The 15,845-nt window shown below is 64.2% G+C and carries 20 protein-coding genes and 1 riboswitch; of the genes, 8 read left to right on the top strand and 12 right to left on the bottom strand.

All coding sequences use genetic code 11. From position 1 onward, the window contains the following. The first annotated feature begins 7 nt into the window (after nt 1-7). The 8 genes from FN835_RS17810 to FN835_RS17780 all read left to right on the top strand — a co-directional run bounded on the left by FN835_RS17810 (nt 8) and on the right by FN835_RS17780 (nt 5,908). Nucleotides 8-979 (top strand): YVTN family beta-propeller repeat protein, encoded by a 972-nt coding sequence (locus FN835_RS17810; protein ID WP_142664591.1) that lies wholly within the window; start codon nt 8-10, stop codon nt 977-979. 23 nt (nt 980-1,002) lie between these two features. After that, nucleotides 1,003-1,569 carry a cupredoxin domain-containing protein gene (locus tag FN835_RS17805; RefSeq protein ID WP_142664590.1) on the top strand — a complete coding sequence of 189 codons (567 nt, stop codon included), beginning with the start codon at nt 1,003-1,005 and terminating at the stop codon, nt 1,567-1,569. Nucleotides 1,570-1,612: 43 nt separating this feature from the next. After that, a complete protein-coding gene (locus FN835_RS21330) occupies nt 1,613-1,765 on the top strand; it encodes a hypothetical protein (protein WP_185958741.1) in 153 nt (50 codons plus the stop codon). 40 nt (nt 1,766-1,805) lie between these two features. Beyond that, nucleotides 1,806-2,519 (top strand): ABC transporter ATP-binding protein, encoded by a 714-nt coding sequence (locus FN835_RS17800; protein ID WP_142664589.1) that lies wholly within the window; start codon nt 1,806-1,808, stop codon nt 2,517-2,519. After that, nucleotides 2,516-3,322 (top strand): ABC transporter permease, encoded by an 807-nt coding sequence (locus FN835_RS17795; protein ID WP_142664588.1) that lies wholly within the window; start codon nt 2,516-2,518, stop codon nt 3,320-3,322. The genes FN835_RS17800 and FN835_RS17795 overlap by 4 nt, the downstream gene beginning before the upstream one ends. Next, on the top strand, nt 3,319-3,909 hold the full coding sequence (locus FN835_RS17790) for a hypothetical protein (protein WP_142664587.1): 591 nt from the start codon (nt 3,319-3,321) through the stop codon (nt 3,907-3,909). Before FN835_RS17795 ends, FN835_RS17790 begins: the two co-directional genes overlap by 4 nt. Further along, complete coding sequence (gene mobA / locus FN835_RS17785; RefSeq protein WP_142664586.1) at nt 3,906-4,508, top strand: molybdenum cofactor guanylyltransferase MobA; 603 nt, start codon at nt 3,906-3,908, stop codon at nt 4,506-4,508. The genes FN835_RS17790 and mobA overlap by 4 nt, the downstream gene beginning before the upstream one ends. 140 nt (nt 4,509-4,648) lie before the next feature. Continuing rightward, nucleotides 4,649-5,908, top strand: coding sequence for an Nramp family divalent metal transporter (locus FN835_RS17780; protein WP_142664585.1), 1,260 nt, complete (start codon nt 4,649-4,651; stop codon nt 5,906-5,908). Between the two features lie 38 nt (nt 5,909-5,946). On the opposite strand, the gene FN835_RS17775 is transcribed toward FN835_RS17780, so the two are convergent. The 12 genes from FN835_RS17775 to FN835_RS17720 all read right to left on the bottom strand — a co-directional run bounded on the left by FN835_RS17775 (nt 5,947) and on the right by FN835_RS17720 (nt 15,607). Continuing rightward, nucleotides 5,947-6,678 (bottom strand): ABC transporter permease, encoded by a 732-nt coding sequence (locus FN835_RS17775; RefSeq protein WP_142664584.1) that lies wholly within the window; start codon nt 6,676-6,678, stop codon nt 5,947-5,949. Next, nucleotides 6,675-7,373: an ABC transporter ATP-binding protein gene (locus FN835_RS17770; protein WP_185958740.1), complete on the bottom strand. Its 699-nt coding sequence runs from the start codon at nt 7,371-7,373 to the stop codon at nt 6,675-6,677. Before FN835_RS17770 ends, FN835_RS17775 begins: the two co-directional genes overlap by 4 nt. Beyond that, entirely contained in the window at nt 7,370-8,041 is a 672-nt protein-coding gene (gene tenA, locus FN835_RS17765; RefSeq protein WP_142664582.1) for a thiaminase II, read from the bottom strand. The genes FN835_RS17770 and tenA overlap by 4 nt, the downstream gene beginning before the upstream one ends. After that, nucleotides 8,038-8,973, bottom strand: coding sequence for an ABC transporter substrate-binding protein (locus FN835_RS17760; protein WP_142664581.1), 936 nt, complete (start codon nt 8,971-8,973; stop codon nt 8,038-8,040). Before FN835_RS17760 ends, tenA begins: the two co-directional genes overlap by 4 nt. Further along, nucleotides 8,970-9,947 carry a HesA/MoeB/ThiF family protein gene (locus tag FN835_RS17755; RefSeq protein WP_142664580.1) on the bottom strand — a complete coding sequence of 326 codons (978 nt, stop codon included), beginning with the start codon at nt 9,945-9,947 and terminating at the stop codon, nt 8,970-8,972. The genes FN835_RS17760 and FN835_RS17755 overlap by 4 nt, the downstream gene beginning before the upstream one ends. Further along, on the bottom strand, nt 9,926-10,522 hold the full coding sequence (locus FN835_RS17750) for a thiamine phosphate synthase (RefSeq protein WP_142664579.1): 597 nt from the start codon (nt 10,520-10,522) through the stop codon (nt 9,926-9,928). Before FN835_RS17750 ends, FN835_RS17755 begins: the two co-directional genes overlap by 22 nt. Beyond that, a complete protein-coding gene (locus tag FN835_RS17745; RefSeq protein ID WP_142664578.1) occupies nt 10,519-11,283 on the bottom strand; it encodes a thiazole synthase in 765 nt (254 codons plus the stop codon). The genes FN835_RS17750 and FN835_RS17745 overlap by 4 nt, the downstream gene beginning before the upstream one ends. Nucleotide 11,284: 1 nt before the next feature. Next, complete coding sequence (thiS, locus tag FN835_RS17740) at nt 11,285-11,479, bottom strand: sulfur carrier protein ThiS (RefSeq protein ID WP_142664577.1); 195 nt, start codon at nt 11,477-11,479, stop codon at nt 11,285-11,287. Beyond that, a complete protein-coding gene (locus FN835_RS17735; RefSeq protein ID WP_142664576.1) occupies nt 11,463-12,425 on the bottom strand; it encodes an FAD-dependent oxidoreductase in 963 nt (320 codons plus the stop codon). Before FN835_RS17735 ends, thiS begins: the two co-directional genes overlap by 17 nt. Beyond that, nucleotides 12,422-13,225 carry a bifunctional hydroxymethylpyrimidine kinase/phosphomethylpyrimidine kinase gene (gene thiD / locus FN835_RS17730; RefSeq protein WP_142664575.1) on the bottom strand — a complete coding sequence of 268 codons (804 nt, stop codon included), beginning with the start codon at nt 13,223-13,225 and terminating at the stop codon, nt 12,422-12,424. The genes FN835_RS17735 and thiD overlap by 4 nt, the downstream gene beginning before the upstream one ends. A gap of 72 nt (nt 13,226-13,297) precedes the next feature. After that, nucleotides 13,298-13,401: riboswitch (TPP riboswitch) on the bottom strand. A gap of 44 nt (nt 13,402-13,445) precedes the next feature. Then, complete coding sequence (locus FN835_RS17725) at nt 13,446-14,444, bottom strand: NAD-dependent epimerase/dehydratase family protein (RefSeq protein WP_142664574.1); 999 nt, start codon at nt 14,442-14,444, stop codon at nt 13,446-13,448. Further along, entirely contained in the window at nt 14,441-15,607 is a 1,167-nt protein-coding gene (locus FN835_RS17720) for a nucleotide sugar dehydrogenase (protein WP_142664573.1), read from the bottom strand. The genes FN835_RS17725 and FN835_RS17720 overlap by 4 nt, the downstream gene beginning before the upstream one ends. Nucleotides 15,608-15,845: the final 238 nt, after the last annotated feature.

Here is a 15,845-nt window from a genome sequence, read left to right as displayed (position 1 = left end):
GAAGACGATGAAAGCAACCACCGCCATTCCGACCTTGGCCCTGTGCCTTGGGATTGCCATGCCCGCTTATGCGAACCGCGTGTTCGTCAGCAATGAAAAGGGCAATGACGTTACCGTGCTGGACAGCGAAACGCTTGAGGTGATCGGGACGTATCCGGTCGGCGCGCGTCCGCGCGGCATCACCATCAGCCCGGACGGCAAGGAACTTTACGTCTGCGCCTCGGATGACGATCTGGTCCGCGTCTTCAACCCCGAAACGATGGAGGAGACGCACACGCTGCCATCCGGCCCGGACCCGGAACTGTTCGTGCTGCACCCCTCGGGCAACCCGCTTTATATCGCCAACGAAGACGACAACCTTGTCACCGTGGTCGATACCAAGACGCATAAGGTGCTGGCCGAGATTCCGGTGGGGGTCGAGCCAGAAGGCATGGGTGTCAGCCCGGATGGCAAGATCGTCATCAACACCTCCGAAACCACGAACATGGCGCATTTCATCGACACCGACACGTTCGAGATCGTGGCGAACGTGCTGGTCGATAGCCGCCCGCGCTTTGCGCAATATAACGACGCCGGGACCAAACTTTACGTCAGCGCCGAGATCGGCGGCACGGTCAGCGTCATTGACCCCGTCACGCAGGAAATCACCAAGAAGATCACCTTCGAGATTCCCGGCGTCCTGCCCGAGGCGATCCAGCCTGTCGGCGTGCGCGTGACCAAGGACGGCAGCAAGGTCTTCGTGGCGCTTGGCCCCGCAAACCGCGTCGCCGTCATCAACGGTGAAACCGATGAGGTCGAGGATTATCTGCTGGTCGGCCAGCGCGTCTGGCAGATGGCCTTCACGCCGGACGAAAAATACCTGTTCACGACGAATGGCAATTCCAACGATGTCTCGGTGATCGACGTGGCGGCCAATACCGTCGTCAAATCCGTGCCCGTGGGCCAGCAACCTTGGGGCGTGATCGTCGCACCCAACTGATTTTCTTGAGGGAGGAGAGAGACATGACCAGACTTCTGACCATCATCCTGCTGATGGCCGGGCTGTCCGCGCCCGCCATGGCGCAGGAAGCCCCCGCGCCCAAGCCCGATACCGCCGCCAGCGAAATGCCTGCCGCCGAGGCCGAGGGCGAAGACGATGATGACGACGAAGCCGAAGCACCGGCAGCCGACGAAGGCGTGCTGGAGGCAGCGGGCAAATTCGATTACGGCTTTTCAGGGATGCTGGCACGCGACAACCGCACGCAGCTTGCGCCCTTGACGCTGGGATCGGGCAAGCCAGTCGCCACGGGCGAATACAAGCTGAAAGCGGGTGGCTATTACCGCATCGACATCAATGCGGATGGCACGCAGGAACTGGCGCTTTCCGGCGGCGATTTCTTCCGCGCGGTCTGGATCAACGAGATCGTCATCAACGACATCGAGATCCGGCCTCTGGGTGTCCATAGCCTTGAATTCGATGATGCGGGCACGGCGACGATCAGTTTCGTTGCCATGGTGCCGGGACGCTACACGCTGTCCATCCCCGGCTCGCATGGCGAGACCCAGCAGGCCGTGTTCAATATCCAATAGCGGGGTTCACCATGCTGAAACCCGTGCGAAGGTGGTTGAGGCCTTGGCACGGATCAGCTGCAAGCCCGATCCCGAGGCCAGCGTCGAAAATGAACGTGACGATCTTTACGAGGTCGATGACGCGGTTTGCGAGATCGGGCAGTATGACATCAAGCTGAACGCCGATTTCATCATCACCAGTATGACGCTGGATTAAGGAAAGGCGGGAGCGGGTCCGATCCCCGCGCCCTTGCACAATGACCGACGCGCTTTCGATCCAGAATGTCAGTCACAGCTTTGGCCGGTTTCAGGCGCTGAAGGATGTGACGCTGAACGTGCCGCGCGGCGGCTTTACCGCGCTGCTGGGCGTCAACGGCGCGGGCAAGACGACGCTGTTTTCGCTGATCACGCGGCTTTACGACAATGCCTCGGGCCGGATCGAGGTGGCCGGGCATGATCTGCGCCGCCAACCCGGCGCGGCCTTGGCGCGGCTGGGCGTGGTGTTTCAGTCCCGCGCGCTGGATGCCGACCTGACCGTGGCGCAGAACCTTGCCTATCACGCGGCCCTGCACGGCATCGGACGGCGCGAGGCGCGGGCCCGCAGCCTTGAGGTGCTGGCGCAGGTCGGCCTGTCGGACCGGCTGGACGCCAAGGTGTCCGCGCTCTCGGGCGGGCAGCAACGCCGCGCGGAAATCGCCCGCGCCCTGATCCACCGCCCCCAGATCCTGCTGCTGGACGAAGCAACCGTGGGGCTGGACGTGAAATCCCGTGCCGAGGTGGTGGCCCTGACCCGCAGCCTGACCACAACCGGCGTCTCGGCGCTGTGGGCCACGCATATCCTTGACGAAATCCGCCCCGATGACGGGCTGGTCATTTTGCACAAGGGACAGGTTTTGGCCGATGGCCGCGCCGGTGATCTTGGTTGCGACCTCACGGCAAAGTTCCTGCAATTGACGGGGGAACAGGCATGACCCCCCGCATGTGGCTAACCGCATTTCTGGGCATTTCCCGCCGCGAAACGCTCCGCTTCGTCAATCAGCGCGGGCGTTTCTTGGCGGCGCTGGTGCGGCCTTTGGTCTGGTTGTTCATCTTTGCTGCCGGGTTCCGCGCCGTGCTGGGCCTGTCGATCACGCCGCCTTACCAGACTTATGTCCTGTACGAAGTCTATGTGACCCCCGGCCTTTGCGCGATGATCCAGCTGTTCAATGGGATGCAATCGTCGCTGTCGATGGTCTATGACCGCGAAACCGGGGCGATGCGGACGCTGTTGGTCAGCCCGTTCCCGCGTTGGTTCCTGCTGGCCAGCAAGCTGGTCGCGGGGGTGATCGTGTCGATCATTCAGGTCTATACCTTCCTTGCCATCGCGTGGTTCTGGGACGTGCGGCCGCCGGTCGCGGGCTATCTGACGCTGCTGCCCGCGCTGGTTTTGTCGGGGCTGATGCTGGGGGCGATGGGGCTGTTCATCTCCTCGGCGATCAAGCAATTGGAAAACTTCGCGGGCGTGATGAACTTCGTGATCTTTCCGATGTTCTTCGCCTCGACCGCGCTGTACCCGCTGTGGCGGATGCGCGAAAGCTCGACCCTGCTGCATGACATCTGCGCGGTGAACCCCTTCAGCCATGCGGTTGAGTTGATCCGGTTCGCCCTTTACCAGCGTTTCGATCTTCTGTCCTTCTTGGTGGTGTCGGGTTGCCTGATCCTGTTCTTCGCAGGGGCCGTCATCATGTATGATCCGGCAAAGGGCCTGTGGGCCCGGCGAAAGGGGGGAACATGAAATACCTGATCCTGGCATTCTGTCTGACCGCGGGCGCGGCCCATGCGGCCAGCAGCACCGATCCCGACTGGCCCTGTGTCCAGCGCAAGCAGCCGCACCTGTCCTTGGGCCAGATGTGGTCGGGCCCGCAGCCGGACGATGCCATCAACGCACTGGCCGAGACGCCCGACATCGCCGCCATGGCCGACCGGCTGGAACAGCGCCGCCTGTCGATCGAAGATGCGACGGCCGAGATCGCCGAATATGCCAAAACCACCGACAACCAGCACCTGACTGCCCTGATGGTCGCCATTTTCGACCGGATCGATCCCAATCGCACCGCATTGATCGCGGGCATCGCGCGTTATGGCCACAAGCAGGTGGACCTTGCTGCCCGGATCGAGGAACATCGCAAGTCGATGGCCGAACTGGAAAAGGCAGAAAAGCCCGATTTCGATGCCATCGACGAGGCGGAAAAGGAACTTGACTGGGACATGCGCATCTTTCAGGACCGCCAGCAGGCATTGACTTATGTCTGCGAAACGCCCGTCATCCTTGAACAGCGCATCTTTGCGCTTTCGCGCGCGATACAGGCCGGTCTGAAATGAAGCGCCCCCCCGCCGTCATCCTTGCCGGAGGGCTGTCGACCCGGATGGGCGGCGGCAACAAGGGCCTGCGGATGCTGGGCGGAGAGACCTTGCTGGCCCGCGTCATCGCCCGCCTTGCGCCGCAATGCGCGGCGCTGGCGATCAACGCGAATGGCGAACCCGAACAGTTCGAGGATTACGAGCTTCCGGTGATCGCCGACAGCTTTTCGGGCTTCGCCGGTCCTTTGGCGGGCGTGCTTGCAGGGATGGAATGGGCCGCGGCCCAAGGCGCCGATGCCGTCGTCAGCACCAGCGTCGATACGCCTTTCCTGCCCGAAGATCTGGTGCATCGTCTGCTGGAGGCGAAGGGCCGCACCGGCATCGCCATCGCAGCCAGCCCGGACGACACGGGGCGGTTGCGCGACCATCCGACCTGCGGCCTGTGGCCCGTGGCCCTGCGGGATGAATTGCGCGACGCGCTGGAATCCGGGCAGCACCGCATCGGCCAGTTCGCCGCAGCCTATAACCCCGGACGCGCGGTTTTCGACAGCCGCCCGATCGATCCTTTCCTGAACCTGAACACCCCCGACGATCTGGCACAGGCCGCCCGGCATCTGTGACGCGAAGGCGCGGACCGGTTGGGGTTCAATCTTACCTCTGTTTCCGTTAGCCTTTTTGCCAGTGGCCCTGCCACTTGCCGAGGCTCGCTTGCTTCGGTCCAAGCCGGGCCAGGATTTCTGGAAACATGAGGAGGGGCGGGATGAGCAATCAGACCAACCAGCAGACTGCTGAACCGAAATGGAGCCTTGTCGGGCCGGGACTTGTCGTGGCGGCGACGGGCGTTGGCGCGGCGGACCTGATCGCAACGACGGTGGCGGGCAGCAAATACGGCTATGCGCTGCTTTGGGCGGTCGTCGCAGGCTGCATCATGAAAGTCATTCTGGTCGAAGGCGCGGGCCGCTATAGCCTTGCCACCGGGCGCACCATCTTCGAAGGCTGGAGCAGCCTTGGCCGTTGGACGCATTGGTATTTCGGCCCCTATATCGTGATCTGGGGCTTCGTTTACGGCGCGGCGGCGATGGCCGGGACAGGGCTTGCGCTTTATTCGCTGTTCCCGTTTCTCAGCGTGGCGGTGTGGGGGATCATCTCGGGGCTTCTGGGCCTCGCGCTGGTCTGGAGCGGGCGTTACGACCTGTTCGAGAAGGTGTTGACCGCCTTTGTCATCCTGATGTTCATCACCGTGATCATCGCCGCAGCTTTCACCCTGCCCAATCTGGGCGAGGTCGTGGCGGGCCTCGTGCCGATGATCCCCGAAGGCGCGATGATCAACGTCCTTAGCGTCGCGGGTGGTGTTGGCGGCACGATCACGCTGGCTGCCTATGGTTATTGGCTGCGCGAAAAAGGCTGGGAAACGCCGCGTTTCATGCGCGTCATGCGGCTGGACAACAGCGTGGCCTACGGCGTCACCGGCATCTTTGTCATCGCCACGCTGATCGTCGGGGCCGAGCTTTTGTATTCGGCGGGCATCGCCATCGGTTCGGGCGATCAGGGCATGGTCGATTTGGCGCGTGTCCTGGGCGAGCGTTACGGCACATGGATGTCCAAGCTGTTCCTGATCGGGTTCTGGGCGGCCTCGATGTCATCGCTGATCGGGGTGTGGAACGGCGTCAGCATGATGTTTGCCGACTTTGCCGGCCATACGCTGAAAAAGGCGCATGATGACCCGGACCGTCTGGCGGGCGGCAAGTTCTACAAGGCCTATGTCCTGTGGCTGACCTTCCCGCCGATGATCATGCTGTTCCTGGGCCAGCCCGTCTATCTGATCCTGGCTTACGGCGTGCTGGGATCGCTGTTCATGCCCTTCATGTCGGTCACGTTGATGTGGATCCTGAACACTGACCGCGTGCCGCGCGAATGGCGCAACGGGCTGTTCGTCAACATCATGATGGGGCTTTGCACGCTGGCATTCGCCGCGTTGGCCTTGAATGAAGTGCATACGCGACTGGCAAAGTTCTTCTGATGCCTTGGGTGCCCCGGTTTCGGCCGGGGCGCCACAGATCATACGCCGTAGCGCCGCCAGATGCGCGCCACGGCCAGCGCGACAGACCGCGCAAAGATCACCGTCAGCACCGACAGAACCAGCAGGGCCGCAAAGACCAGATCGGTCTTCATCCGGCCATTGGCATGGATCATCAGCGCGCCAAGCCCACGCGCGCCGCCGACCCATTCGCCGATGACGGCACCGATGGGGGCATAGACCGCCGCCAGCCGCAGCCCCGTCGCCAGTTGCGGCAGCGCCGCCGGGATGCGCAGGTGGCGCATGATCCGCCCGCGGGACGCGCCCATGACTTGCGCCAGATCCAGCGCGGCCTGCGGCGTGCGGCCCAGCCCGTCCAGAAAGGCCGAGCAGACCGGGAAAAACACGATCAGCACGGTCATCGCGATCTTTGGCGCCATGTCGAAGCCCAGCCACAAGGTCAGGATCGGGGCCAGGGCAAAGACTGGGATCGTTTGCGAAAATGTCAGCAAAGGGCGCAGAAGGCTGGTCAGCCGCGCGGAAAACCCCATCGCCACCGCCAGCGCCGCGCCAAGGGCGGAACCGATGACAAAGCCCAGCACCACCTCGGTCAGGGTATAGCCTGCATGTCGCGCGATCTCGGCCCGGTTCAGCCAAAGCGCCTGCGCGACCGACTGGGGCGAAGGCAGCAGAAAGGGCGGCAGCCCCAACGCCCAGATCATCCCCTGCCACAGCACCAGAACGGTCAGAATCAGCGCCAGCACCGTCTTCATGCCATCATCCCCCGCATCAATTCGGCTTGCAGCGCCAGCACCTCGGGCGCGTCATAGGGGCGGGCGGTCCCCGGAATGCGGGCGGCGGGGGCGTTCCATTCCGTCAGCCCGGTTTCGCGTAAAAGCAGGATGCGGTCGCCCAGCCGCGCTGCCTCGGGCGGGTCATGCGTGACCAGAAGGACGGTGCGTCCCGCCAGCAACCGCGCCGCCAGATCCTGCATCTGCGCCCGTGTCCGCGCATCCAGCGCCGAGAAGGGTTCGTCCAGCAGAACCAGCGGGCGGTCTTCGAACAGGGTGCGTGCCAGTGCCACACGCTGGCGCTGGCCGCCGGACAGGTTCGCAGGCAGGCTGTCCGCCCGATCCGCCAATCCGACAAGGGCGATCAGATCCCGTGCCCGGTCCAGATCCACGGCATCGCCCCGCAGCCTTGCGCCCAGCGTGACATTGCCCGGCACATCCAGCCACGGGATCAGCCCCGCATCCTGCGCCATCAGCGCGACGGGCAGGTCGTGGCTGACCTGCCCCTGAAACCGCACGCCGGTCTCCAGCCCCGCGATCAGGCGCAGGATGGTGGACTTGCCCACGCCCGACGGGCCAAGCAGGCAGGTCCAGCCACCCGTTTCCAACACCAGATCGACCGGCGCGAACAGCACTGCATCGCCCACCCATGCCTGACCGCGCAGCGATACCGTCATGGCCGGCCCAGTTCCCAGAAGTCCGCTTCAAGCCGGGTGGCAGTGCCAAAGCGGTCCGAGAGCATGTGCCAAAGCGGCGTCGCTTCGGGATCGTCACCCAGCCGCTTGGCGATGGCCCGGTCCAAAAGCGCACCCGCCTGCGCGCAGGCCGTCTGATATTCGGCGCCCGAATAGGTATCGATCCACGCGCGATAGGGCGTTTTGTGGGACGCTTCGCGCGCCAGTCGCAGCCCGATTTCGCCGTATCCCAGCACGCAGGGCATCAGCGCGGCCAGCAGTTCCAGAAAGCTGCCCGAAAAGCCCGCATCCATCACGAAGCGGGTATAGGCGATGGTCGTCGTGGCCTCTTGCGCGTTTTCCAGCGCGTCGGCGCTGATGCCGGCCTTGGCGCAGGTCTGGACATGCAGCGACATCTCGTGATCCAGCAGGGTCGCGACCGTGGCGGAACAGGCCCGCATCTCGTCCAGATCGTCGGCCTTGACCACCGCCAGCGCCCATGCCCGTGCGAAGTGCTTAAGGAACAGGTAGTCCTGCGCCAGATAGTTCAGGAACGCAGATTGCGGCAGCGAACCGTCCTTGAGCCGCTCGACAAAGCTGTGGCGGGTATAGCTGTCCCAATCGGGCCGCGCGTTTTCGCGCCACAGAGTGAACGTGCGTCCGTATTTCATTCGACACCTACATCGATCGCCAGATCGCTGACGGGCAAGATGTCGGGAACCAGTCCCGCGTCCTTGAGGAACGCCTCGAACCGGGCATAGCGGCCATGATCCAGCGCGGCGGGGCTTTGCGAAAAGCGGGGCAGGGTGTCCTTCCACGCCTGGGCATTCAGCTCATCCTTGAGGTCGGGCGCGGTGGCGGAAAACAGCTCCCACGCCTCGTCGGGGTGGTTGACCATGTATTGTGCGCCGCGCTCGACCGCGTGCAGGAAGCGGCGGGTTCGGTCCACATCCAGATTGGCGGGATTGGCGACAAAGATCAGCTCGTCATAAGTCGGCACGCCCTGTTCCTCGACAAAGAAGCAACGGCCGGTCGCGCCTTCCAGACGCATCTGGGTCAGTTCGAAATTGCGATAGGCGCCGATGGTCGCGTCCACCTGACCTGCGATCAGGGCGGGTGACAGCGACCAGTTGACGTTGATCATTTCCACGTCGTCCAAGGTCAGGTCGGCGGTCTTCAGGATGGCACCCACCAGCGCCTCCTCGACGCCCGAGACGGAATAGCCAATCTTCTTGCCCTTCAGCTCGGCGATGGTCTGCGGCCCGTTATCGCGCACCATCAGGCAGTTCAGGGGGGTGGCGATCAGCGTTCCGATGCGTTTCAGCGGCAGCCCTTCATGGACCTGCAGATGCAGTTGCGGCTGATAGCTGATGGCGTAATCGGCGCGACCGGCGGCGACCAGTTTCGGCGGGTCTGCAGGGTCGGCGGGGGCCACGACCTCGACCTCAAGGCCCTCATCGGTGAAGAAGCCCTTTTCCTGCGCCACGATGATCGGGGCGTGGTCGGGGTTCACGAACCAGTCCAGCATCAGCGTGACCTTGTCCTGCGCCAGTGCGGGGTTCGCAAGGGTGGCCAGCAGGGCGGCAAGGGTGAATTGCTTCATTCGGAATCTCCTAGGGCCAAAAGGGTGATTTCGCCCGGCCAACGGCGGGCAAGCTGATCGGCGGCACGCCATGACCGCAGCCCGGAACGGCAGGCCAGCACGACGCGCTGATCCGGGTCGGGCAGGGGGCCGGTCGCGCCATAGCCGGGAATGCGCAGGGCGTCGGGGGTGGCTTTTCTCGGCGCCTCGTCCTTGGGGCGCAGGTCGATGACCAGATCGGTTTCGCGCAGATCCTCCAGCGCGACAAAGCGGGGGCCGGGTGTTTCCGGCGCGTTGTCGAAACGGAATTGCGTGATGCGGCCATTGTCCAGCCGCGTCATCTGACCCAGCGGCGAAGGGGCCAGCCCAAGCATCACCCCCAGCGCCATCTGCGCCTGCATCGCGCCCAGCATCCCCACCACGGGGCCAAGCACGCCCGCCGTGGCGCAGGTCTGGCCGCTGTCGGGGGCATCGGGAAAAACCGCGCGCAGGCTGGGTGCGCCCCCACAGAAGCCCCCGACATAGCCTGACAAACCCAGAGCCGAGGCCGAGATCAGCGGCCGACCCAAAGCCAGACAGGCATCCGACAGCGTGTAGCTGGCGGCATAGCTGTCGGCGCAATCCAGCACGATGTCCGCAGCCGTCACCAGCGCGGGCGCGTTTGCGGGTGTCAGCCGGTCAATCAGCGCATGAACCCTGACCAAGGGGTTCAGCCGTGCCACCGCCTGCGCTGCGGCGCGGGCTTTCGGCAGGCCGACATCCTTCATGCGGTAAAGCGGCTGGCGGTGCAGGTTCGTTTCCTCGACCGTATCGGCGTCGATCAGGGTGATCCGCCCGATGCCCGCCCCGGCCAGATATTGCAACGCCGGCACGCCAAGCCCGCCCGCGCCCACGATCAGCACATGGGCGGCCTCGATCCGGTCCTGTCCGCCTGCGCCGACTTCGGGCAGGACCATCTGGCGAAGATAGCGGTTCATCGCGTTGCCGTCAGCCATTCGCGGATACGTCCCTTGGGATCGGGGTTCAGGGTGATGTCGGTCACGGCGGATGCTACATCCGCCCCCGCCGCAAACGCCTCAAGCGCGCGTTCCGGGGTCACGCCGCCGATGGCTATCAGCGGTGTCTGTCCGACCAGCTTGCGCCATTCGCGAACCCGGTCCAGCCCCTGTTTTTCCCATTTCATCTTTTTCAGGATCGTGGGCCAGACCGGACCCAGCGCGATATAATCGGGCCGCAAGGCCAGCGCCCGGTCCAGTTCGGCATGGTCATGGGTCGAAATGCCCAGCCGCAATCCGGCACGGCGGATCGCAGGCAGATCGGCCACGTCCAGATCTTCCTGCCCCAGATGCAGGAAATCACAGCCCAGATCTATCGCTTCGCGCCAATGGTCGTTGACGACCAGCGTGGCACCGTGTTCGCGGCAAAGTTCATGGCACAGCGCCAGTTCGCCCAGCAGCCTGGCCGGCGCCTGATCCTTGATGCGGATCTGCACCAGCTTGACGCCCAAAGGCAGCGCAAGGCGCAGCCAGTCCGAACTGTCGAAAATCGGGTAGAACCGGGGGAGTTTCACGAAAGCACCGCCATGCCGAAAAGAGGGGTCGAGGGCGCGGCCATATCCCGCGCCTCGATGGGATTTGCAGCATGGGCCAATTGCCCCGCCTGTATCGCCAGCGCCATCGCGCGGGCCATCGCGACCGAATCGCCCGCCTTGGCGACTGCGGTGTTCAAAAGCACCGCGTCATAGCCCAGTTCCATCGCCTGCGCCGCGTGGCTGGGCAGGCCGATGCCCGCATCCACGACCAGCGGCACATCAGGGAAATGCGCCCGCAGGCTGCGCAGACCGTAAGGGTTGTTCAGCCCACGACCCGAGCCGATGGGCGCGCCCCAAGGCATCAGCACCTGACAGCCCGCATCCAGCAGACGGCCGCAGACCGACAGATCCTCGGTGCAATAGGGAAAGACCTGAAAGCCGTCATCGGACAGGATGCGCGCGGCTTCGACCAGCGCGATCACGTCGGGGCAAAGCGTGTCGTCGTCGCGGATCACCTCAAGCTTGATCCATGGCGTGTCGAACAATTCGCGGGCCATCTGGGCGGTGGTCACTGCCTCGCGCACGGAATGGCAACCGGCGGTGTTGGGCAGAACGGGGATCGAAAGCCCCCGGATCAGCGCATGGAAATCCTGGCCCCCGCCGCCTTCGCGCCGCAGGCTGACCGTGGCGATGCCCGCGCCAGATGCGCGAAACGCATCCGCCATGATCGCGGGCGAGGGGTAAAGCGCTGTGCCCAGCATCAGCGGGTTTGCGACTTCGGTTCCATAGAATACCGGCATCTTAGCCCCCTTGCATGGGCGCGACCACTTCCAGCGCGTCGCCGTCTTTCAGGATTTCGCCGCGCAGGCCCGCAGGCAGAAACGCACCGTTCAGGGCGGTGGCGACCTTGGCCCCGGCCAGCCCGATTTCGGCCAAGGCGTCCTGCACGGTCGGGCCGGTCAACTCGCGCGTCTCTCCGTTAAGGGTGATCTTCATCCATGAACTCCGGTCTGGTCCCAAGGGTGATGTGATCGGCAGCCATGCGGGCCACGGCGGGGGCCAGAAGATAGCCGTGGCGATAAAGGCCGTTTGCATAAAGCGTGTTCCCGCGCCTGCGCAGACGCGGCAGGTTGTCGGGGAATGCGGGGCGGGCATCGGCGCCAAGCTCAAGGATTTCGGCCTCGGCAAAGGCGGAATGCAGGGCATAGGCGGCTGACAGCAATTCGACCGCCGCGCGGGCGGTGACGCGGGATTTCGCGCCCGTCTCCAGCATGGTGGCACCCAGCATGTAGATGCCGTCGCCGCGCGGCACGATATATAGCGGGATGCGCGGATGCAGCAGGCGGATGGTGCGGGTAAGTTGGACCTCGGGGCAGCGGATCACCATCATCTCACCGCGGACGCCGCGCAGATCGGGCAGGGCGTCGCGGGCAGACAGGCCGCGCGCATCGACGATCAGGCCGCTGGGCTGACCTTGGGTTTCGATGTGCAAGCCGTCGCGCAGCGCGGCAAGCGCCTGACGCGGGTTCAGGTGGCCTTCGGTTTCATAGAACAACCCGCGCGAGATGCGCGTGCCCAGTTCGGGTTCCAAGGCCGCGATGTCATCTGCGCTGACGGTGCGATGCGCGTCGGTCATGCGGGCGAAACGGTCCAGTTCGGCCCGGTCGCGCGACATGGCCAGAACCAGCGTGCCGCGATGCGTGACCTGCGCGCCATGCGCCTGCCACCATTCGGCGGCATCTGCGCCAAGGCGCACCACCGCAGGCTCGGCGCTTTCGCTTTCGCAATGGGGGGCCAACATGCCGCCCGCCCACCACGAACAGCCATGGGGTCCGGGGGCGCCGTTCGGGTCGATGATGCGCGGGGTGATGCCCCGGTCCCGCAACTCGGTCGCGATGGCAAGGCCAAGGACGCCCGCGCCAAGGATGGTGACGTCGCTCATGGCCATTGCCTGTGGAAGTGATGCACCGGGCCGTGGCCCTGGCCGACGCGCAATCTGTCTGCGCCCGCGATTGCGCCTTGCAACCAGTCATGTGCCTGCGTCACGGCGTCCGCAACCGCCAGCCCCCGCGCCAACCCTGCCGCAATGGCCGAGGACAACGAACACCCCGTGCCATGGGTGTTGTTCGTGGCATGGCGCGGCGCGGTCAGGGTCAGGGTTTCCGGGCCGATCAGCAGGTCGGTGCAGGTGCCGCCCGCCGCGTGACCGCCCTTCATCAGCACATGCAAGGGGCCAAGTGCGCGCAGCGCCTGACCTTGCGCGGCCATCTGGTCATCGCTTGCGGCGGAGGTGTCCAGCAGACGCGCGGCTTCGGGCAGGTTCGGGGTCAGGACGGTGGCCAAGGGCAGCAGCTGGTCGCGCAGCGCGCCCACCGCGTCGTCAGGCAACAGCGCATCGCCAGATTTCGCGATCATCACCGGATCCAGCACGATGGGAATATCGATGCCACGCAGGCGCGCCGCGACGGCTGTGATCACATCCGCGCCACCCAGCATCCCGATCTTGATGGCAGCCACGTCCAGATCGTCGAAAACCGCGTCCAGCTGGGCCAGAACCATGTCGGGGCTGACAGCCTGAACCGCAGTCACGGCGCGCGTGTTCTGCGCGGTCAGGGCTGTGATCACAGACGCGCCATAGACACCCAGCGCCGAAAACGCCTTCAGATCAGCCTGAATCCCCGCGCCGCCGCCGCTGTCCGACCCGGCGATCGTCAGGGCGATGGGATATGCAGTCGCAGTCATGGCCCGCCTTTCACGCGCCGGACCATGTGGCAAAAAGGGGGGATGCGCGCGCGTGCTGGCCCCTTTGGGCTCCGGTGCGGCTCTACCCTTCCCTACGCCGGCATGACCCGGATCAGGTTCGATGGGTCGGTGCCAAGCACCTCTCAGCCTCGTTCAAGGCCCCCCAAGTGTAGAAATCGTGACATGAGCCTAAGCATCCCGCAGGACGGGCGCAAGGGGGTCAGCGGTAATAGCTGCGGAACCATTCGACATAGGCCGCGACGCCCTTGCCGATGGGCGTCTGCGGCGCATAGCCGGTCAGGCGGCGCAAAAGCGTCGTATCGGCCCAGGTCGCAGGCACGTCGCCGGGCTGCATGGGCAACAGATCGCGAATGGCCTTGCGCCCGGTCGCATCCTCGATTGCGGCGATGAAGTCCAGAAGCTCAACCGGGCTGCCATTGCCGATATTCACGACGCGGAAGGGCGCGACCGGCGACAGGCTGTCTTCGGGACCGACGGGCGCATTGCCGGGAACCGCATCCATCAGCAGGCGGATCGCGCGGACCAGATCGGTGACAAAGGTAAAATCGCGCCGCATGTCGCCGTGGTTGAAGACCTTGATCGGCTTGCCAGCCATGATCGCGCTGGTGAACAGCCAGGGCGCCATATCCGGGCGACCCCACGGCCCATAGACGGTAAAGAACCGAAACATCGTGACCGGCAAGCCGAACAGATGGGCATAGCTGTGGGCAAAGGCCTCGGTCGATTTCTTGGATGCCGCATAGAACGACATCTGCGCATCGGCCTTGTCGGTTTCGCGATAAGGCATCTGCGTATTCGCGCCATATGCCGAACTGGTTGAGGCCAGCAGCATATGCCGCGGCGGATGCGCCCGCGCTGCCTCAAGCAGTTCGAACGTGCCGATGATGTTCGATTGCAGATAGGCGCGCGGATTGTCGATGGAATGGCGCACGCCCGCCTGCGCCGCCAGATGCACCACCATGTCGGGACGATGCGTGGCGAAGATGTCGGCCAGAAGCCCCGGCTCCTCGATCCGGGCGTGGATCGGGGTGAAGCCGGGGCGACACGTCAGGCGGTCTTCGCGCGCGGCTTTCAGCGCGGTGTCGTAATAGGCTTCATGGGCATCAAGACCGATCACCTGCGCGCCTTCGTCCAGCAGCAGTTCGGCCAGATGATAGCCGATGAAACCCGCCGATCCGGTAATCAGCACACGCATCAGTCGATCCCGAACAGGTCGCGGGTATAGACCTTGTCGCGCACATCCATCAGTTCGCTGGTCAGGCGGTTCGCGATGATCAGATCGGCCTTTTCCTTGAATTCGGCAAGGTCGCGGATGACGGGGCTGTGAAAGAAATGGTCATCCTGAAGCACCGGCTCATAGACGATGCACTGGATGCCCTTGGCCTTGATCCGCTTCATGATGCCTTGGATCGAGCTGTCGCGGAAATTGTCGGATCCTGCCTTCATCACCAGCCGATGCACACCCACCAGCCGGGGCTGACGCGCGATGATCTGGTCGGCGATGAAATCCTTGCGGGTGCGGTTCGATTCCACGACCGCCGCAATCAGGTTCTGCGGTACCTGATCATAGTTCGCCAAAAGCTGCTTGGTGTCCTTGGGCAGGCAATAGCCGCCATAACCAAAGCTGGGATTGTTGTAGTGATCGCCGATGCGCGGGTCCAGACTGACGCCTTCGATGATCTCGCGCGTGTTCAGTTCGCGCGACATGGAATAGCTGTCCAGCTCGTTGAAATAGGCCACGCGCAGCGCAAGATAGGTGTTGGAGAACAGCTTGATCGCCTCGGCCTCGACCGCGCCGGTGAACAAGACGGGCATGTCCTTGCGGATCGCGCCTTCGACCAGCAGATCGGCCAGTTGATGCGCAGCAGGGCCGTGGTCGCCGACCACGATGCGCGAGGGGTGCAGGTTGTCGTAAAGCGCCCGGCCTTCGCGCAGGAACTCGGGCGAAAACAGGATGCCGTCATAGCCGGTCAGCCCGCGCATCTCGGTGACGAAGCCGACGGGGACGGTAGATTTGACGACGATCGTCGCCTCGGGGGCGTAGGTGCGCGCCAGAGCGATGACCTGTTCGACGCTAGAGGTGTCGAAGTGGTGCGAACGGGCGTCGTAATTCGTGGGCGTCGCCACGATGACGAAGCTTGCCCCCTCCAACGCCTCGGCGGGGTCGGTGGTGGCGGTCAGGTCCAGCGTCTTGCTGGCCAGCCAGTCCGAGATTTCGGCATCTTCGATGGGAGAGCGGCGTTCGTTGACCTGTGCGACCCTTGCCGCATTCACGTCCAGCGCCACAACCTTGTTGGCTTGGGACAAAAGCACGGCAATCGACATGCCGACGTAACCAAGCCCTGCTACGGCAATCTTCATCTGAGGCATCCGCCTGTTGTTTGGGCAAGACCTAGCACAGCCGGGGCACCAGCAGAAAGGCCGTTTCGGCAAGCGGTCTTGTAACTGATATATCAATCTGCCATCAAACACCCGATCACATTATGGGAGAGGAGCCCGCCATGACATACACCCCGCACGGCAAGCATCTGATCGCGGGTTCCTGGGTTGGGGGCGGCGCGACATTTGCGTCTGAGCCGGCCTCTGGCCCATCGCACCC

This window comes from Paracoccus laeviglucosivorans (genome assembly GCF_900182695.1).
Taxonomy (GTDB): domain Bacteria; phylum Pseudomonadota; class Alphaproteobacteria; order Rhodobacterales; family Rhodobacteraceae; genus Paracoccus; species Paracoccus laeviglucosivorans.
Note: the sequence above shows the minus strand (reverse complement) of the source record. Positions and strands in the feature narration are given on the sequence as shown.

Coding starts and splice junctions, on each gene's coding strand:
- FN835_RS17760 (WP_142664581.1), bottom strand. CDS start 8,973: ATGAAGCAATTCACCCTTGCCGCCCTGCTGGCCACCCTTGCGAACCCC.
- FN835_RS17735 (WP_142664576.1), bottom strand. CDS start 12,425: ATGAGCGACGTCACCATCCTTGGCGCGGGCGTCCTTGGCCTTGCCATC.
- FN835_RS17775 (WP_142664584.1), bottom strand. CDS start 6,678: ATGAAGACGGTGCTGGCGCTGATTCTGACCGTTCTGGTGCTGTGGCAG.
- tenA (WP_142664582.1), bottom strand. CDS start 8,041: ATGAAATACGGACGCACGTTCACTCTGTGGCGCGAAAACGCGCGGCCC.
- FN835_RS17805 (WP_142664590.1), top strand. CDS start 1,003: ATGACCAGACTTCTGACCATCATCCTGCTGATGGCCGGGCTGTCCGCG.
- FN835_RS17790 (WP_142664587.1), top strand. CDS start 3,319: ATGAAATACCTGATCCTGGCATTCTGTCTGACCGCGGGCGCGGCCCAT.
- FN835_RS17795 (WP_142664588.1), top strand. CDS start 2,516: ATGACCCCCCGCATGTGGCTAACCGCATTTCTGGGCATTTCCCGCCGC.
- FN835_RS17770 (WP_185958740.1), bottom strand. CDS start 7,373: ATGACGGTATCGCTGCGCGGTCAGGCATGGGTGGGCGATGCAGTGCTG.
- FN835_RS17755 (WP_142664580.1), bottom strand. CDS start 9,947: ATGGCTGACGGCAACGCGATGAACCGCTATCTTCGCCAGATGGTCCTG.
- FN835_RS17745 (WP_142664578.1), bottom strand. CDS start 11,283: ATGCCGGTATTCTATGGAACCGAAGTCGCAAACCCGCTGATGCTGGGC.
- mobA (WP_142664586.1), top strand. CDS start 3,906: ATGAAGCGCCCCCCCGCCGTCATCCTTGCCGGAGGGCTGTCGACCCGG.
- thiS (WP_142664577.1), bottom strand. CDS start 11,479: ATGAAGATCACCCTTAACGGAGAGACGCGCGAGTTGACCGGCCCGACC.
- thiD (WP_142664575.1), bottom strand. CDS start 13,225: ATGACTGCGACTGCATATCCCATCGCCCTGACGATCGCCGGGTCGGAC.
- FN835_RS17810 (WP_142664591.1), top strand. CDS start 8: ATGAAAGCAACCACCGCCATTCCGACCTTGGCCCTGTGCCTTGGGATT.
- FN835_RS17720 (WP_142664573.1), bottom strand. CDS start 15,607: ATGAAGATTGCCGTAGCAGGGCTTGGTTACGTCGGCATGTCGATTGCC.
- FN835_RS17800 (WP_142664589.1), top strand. CDS start 1,806: ATGACCGACGCGCTTTCGATCCAGAATGTCAGTCACAGCTTTGGCCGG.
- FN835_RS17780 (WP_142664585.1), top strand. CDS start 4,649: ATGAGCAATCAGACCAACCAGCAGACTGCTGAACCGAAATGGAGCCTT.